The sequence below is a fragment of the Neobacillus fumarioli NBRC 102428 genome (genome assembly GCF_001591485.1).
In the GTDB taxonomy this organism is placed as follows: domain Bacteria; phylum Bacillota; class Bacilli; order Bacillales; family Cytobacillaceae; genus Neobacillus; species Neobacillus fumarioli.
This window is the reverse complement of the sequence record NZ_BCUZ01000188.1, coordinates 1-3,570: the sequence shown is the minus strand read 5'-3', so window position 1 is coordinate 3,570 and position 3,570 is coordinate 1. Positions and strand designations below refer to the sequence as shown.

4 protein-coding genes are annotated in these 3,570 nt (G+C 37.0%); 2 read left to right on the top strand and 2 right to left on the bottom strand.

Features of this window, described 5'->3' with window-relative positions; translation table 11 throughout:
* Positions 1-763, bottom strand: a 763-nt coding sequence (locus BFU02S_RS15225; RefSeq protein ID WP_157075963.1) for a DEAD/DEAH box helicase family protein, incomplete at its 3' end; no start/stop codon positions are given.
* Positions 764-1,039: 276 nt separating this feature from the next.
* Here BFU02S_RS15225 and BFU02S_RS15220 point away from each other — a divergent pair.
* Together BFU02S_RS15220 and BFU02S_RS15215 are read left to right on the top strand one after the other, a co-directional pair.
* Positions 1,040-2,035: a ParM/StbA family protein gene (locus BFU02S_RS15220; protein WP_066372473.1), complete on the top strand. Its 996-nt coding sequence runs from the start codon at positions 1,040-1,042 to the stop codon at positions 2,033-2,035.
* Positions 2,022-2,309 carry a hypothetical protein gene (locus BFU02S_RS15215; RefSeq protein WP_066372470.1) on the top strand — a complete coding sequence of 96 codons (288 nt, stop codon included), beginning with the start codon at positions 2,022-2,024 and terminating at the stop codon, positions 2,307-2,309. Before BFU02S_RS15220 ends, BFU02S_RS15215 begins: the two co-directional genes overlap by 14 nt.
* A 577-nt stretch (positions 2,310-2,886) precedes the next feature.
* Here BFU02S_RS15215 and BFU02S_RS15205 read toward each other — a convergent pair.
* Positions 2,887-3,531 (bottom strand): hypothetical protein, encoded by a 645-nt coding sequence (locus BFU02S_RS15205; protein WP_066372464.1) that lies wholly within the window; start codon positions 3,529-3,531, stop codon positions 2,887-2,889.
* Positions 3,532-3,570 lie beyond the last annotated feature (39 nt).

Genomic DNA, 3,570 nt, shown 5'->3' with positions numbered 1-3,570 from the left:
TTTTACGCTTACGAAGAAACAATTCACAGGAAGAATCGAATGTATGCAAGCCCCCTTCATAGAAGTAAGCACCATTTGCAAGAATCTGTTGTACTTTTTTTAGCCTCTCAATTTGTTCCTTTTTGCTTGTCTTTATGAGTTTCTTCACTATCATTTTAAATCGTTCGTATTCAGCCAAGCGAAAGTCGAGAAAGACCATCTCTGTGTTTGTTTTGCATTTTTTCTGATTCTCACCTACCACCTTTCTTAGCATGATTGCAAGTTCATCAATTTCATGACAATCATCGCCATCGTTTGTTACAAATATGTCTCCAATATCTTGACAACTGAGAGTCACTTTTTCCAATAAGTTGGGGTATTCATCTATAATCAGTATGTCACGGTCCTTGACGAGTTCTCTGTGCTCACCCTTACATATCATTTGGTACATGCGATGCGGGACGCATAAGCATTGTGATTCGACTGCTTGTTGTCTGTGCTTCTTTTTTCGAATATCATCTCCAGCGATACCCCAAGCTACTTCCTTTCCTGCATACTGATTAATTGCATTTACCGTATTGACCAATTCTTCGTTTTTCACAAACAACTGCACATATAGAACTCGGTAATCATGTTCTTTTGTCATTTCAGCAAGGATACGATGCGTTTGTCTGCTCTTCCCTGTACCTGCTTCGTGGGAAAACACGATGAAGTTCTCGTTATCCCATTTGTTTTGAATAAGTATTTGCTCCTTCAATTCCTTAAAATAGTCTTCGTGTGTCATTTGCGATAAATATATCCTCCTTTACATGTGAAATTTTTCGTTTCATGTAAGGAGAATACCGAACAAATAGCAATCGTTAAATAGAAAAACGGTTCTATAACGTTTTATATAATTTCCTTACTCATATGTTAATATTTGTATTCAACAACGAGGGCAGGGATACATTGTACGATTTGTAGCACGATATACGACAAGGTTAATCGTACAAGTCCGACTATTTCCTCCTTCATTTGCTTATGATACACAAACTCAAAATTCAAGGAGGAATCATTCATTATGACAAACCAATTAGCCATCGCAATTGACTCTGGCAAGCACAGCACCAAATCAGTATCGTATATCAACGGTACGCTACAAAAGGTACGCTTTCGCACAAAAGTACAGCAAGTAGAAAACTTGGGAATTGAGATTGCAGTAAATAACTATTTATTGGAAATTGAAGGAGAAAATTATCTCATAGGTGATAGTGTTTCAGAAAATAGAAGTGATTTTAGTCTATCTAAGAATACAAAGGAACATTTGCTCTGCATATATCTTGCAATTGCAAAATTCCTTGAAAAAGCGAGTCTATTCAATTCTGGCATACCAACTATCCGATTAGCCGTTAATCTTCCGTTAAGCCATTACAAGAACGCAAAATTCAGACAGGATTTTGAGGACTTCATTTTAAATAATCAAAAGCCTGTTTCGTTGCGTGTTAATGGTAAGGCAATTATATTTCGGATTCAGTCCGTTCTATTTTTACCAGAAGGTACTGAGGGAATTTTTTCCCACATCAATGAGTACCGTAACAAGCGGGTGATTGTTTTTGACATTGGCTCATTGAATGTGAATTTCTGTGAGTATCAGTCCCTCGTCCCCAGATTGGATTCCATGTTTGTCAGTACACAGGGCATTAACATCCTACGTTCTAAAATTGTAGAAGAATTGACCACAAAGTATGCAAAATATGGCATTTCTATATCTGAAGACGATGCCGAACAAATTCTACGAGACGGTTATCTATATGCAAATGGAATCAAACAGGAGGATAGCAGAACAATCATCGAGAACCTTATTTCCTCTCATGTTAGGGAGATTCTCAATTTTGCAAAGAGCAGAGGACTGACTTTTAACAATTCGACATTATTAGCCAGTGGGGGTGGAAGTACTCTGCTGAAAGAAGCAATCCTACGTGAATTTCCTTTAGCTGTTATTGATTTCGATGGAGCCTATTCAAATGTGCTAAGCTACCTGAAAATCATGGAGGCAAAGGGACTTGTCTCGAAATAAAATGTCAATTAGCTTTAAGGACGAATTCTACCATGTCTATGAATATCTGAAGACAAAAGAAAATGTCAGCCGTTACATTTGCAAGTTAGTCGAAGCAGATATGCAGAATGTAGAAGCCAATGAAGATTTAGATACAAAAGTCGAAAAAATTGTCTACCGACTACTTCTAAATTCCCATCTACTTGAAAAGAAATCGCTAACTATCAAAGAAAACCAAGGTGAAACGGAAACTCTTTCAAGTGAGGATATTGATATTATTAATACCCTCTTCTAAGCAATAGAGCCAATATCACTTGGCTCTTTTCATTTGGATGTTTCTGTAATATCACCATTAGCGATTTCAACTTCAGTTATCAATAGGCACACTTAAAATTCTTCAAACCAAGTAGTGTGGCTGGAATTCGTTATCTCAACGCTGGGCGTTTATTATATATTCATTAGGAAGTTCGCAAAAACGATATATCACATTTGCCTTTGATACATCCGCAAAAGGGGAATGTTTCATGTTTTTGGTGAATCGCCTGGCATTTCGAGTGTCGTGGAAGTCCCGTTCCACGCTTTGATTAACAGCAAAGCAGGGAAAAACATAATTCAATCTTACAGTGCCATTTCAAAACTGAAGTGTAATATGTTTTTCCTCTGCTCGAAACATTTGACATTTCAATTTAAGTTTTTTGTCCAATTTTTTGCCTAATATATAGGTTTATGTTTTCCGAAAGTTGATACCCCTGAAAAACCTTGATATGACTGGGTTTTCGGACATTTTAGTGAAAAAAATCAAATTGTCTACTACCCTCAAGATTTTCCGTTACATGGGTAGTTCATTAAGGCTAACCGTTAGGTTTCAAACGCTATCGAACCCATGTTTCCAATGATTCCAAGAGATTTTTCACAATTTCATAGTCACTTAATTCATGTCCATTATTGTCTTGATTACATTTTTGGAAGGTAAATGTTATGTAAAAGTCCACCCAATACCATTCAATTTTAGGTGTATTGATAATATTACCAGGAATTTTTTTAATATCTACCTCTTTTTCTATTCCCTTCTTTATAAACCTTTCCCCCTGCAATTCATATTCCCACGTTTCCTTTAAGTCAGGAATTTCTACTCTAATCTCAATCCCTACTTTACCATCTACCTTCCGATTGATGTCACGCAGGATATTCTCGATATCGCCATTCTTTAACGCCTTAACAAAACAATGCCATGTCCAAGTATCATCCATCATTAGTTCCCGTTTGTGTTCGACAGCCTTTTCTAACCCCTTTTCAACATGTAATCCAACGGAATATGTTCCGTCTCCATTTTCACAAACGAAATACTTTCCGTACCTATAGGCTGGATACTCGGTGGATGGGATAAGCCACCACATGCTTTTCTCGTGGTCATACCGATTGAATGGCCGCAACGTGTATCGTTTATGTTGGGTCTTTTGGCATTCATGAATTGACTTAGCAAGGTCTTGTGAATTCTTGCAAATGATTCCCTTCATTTTTTACCACCCTATTTCGCTATATAGGTAAGCGTAAAA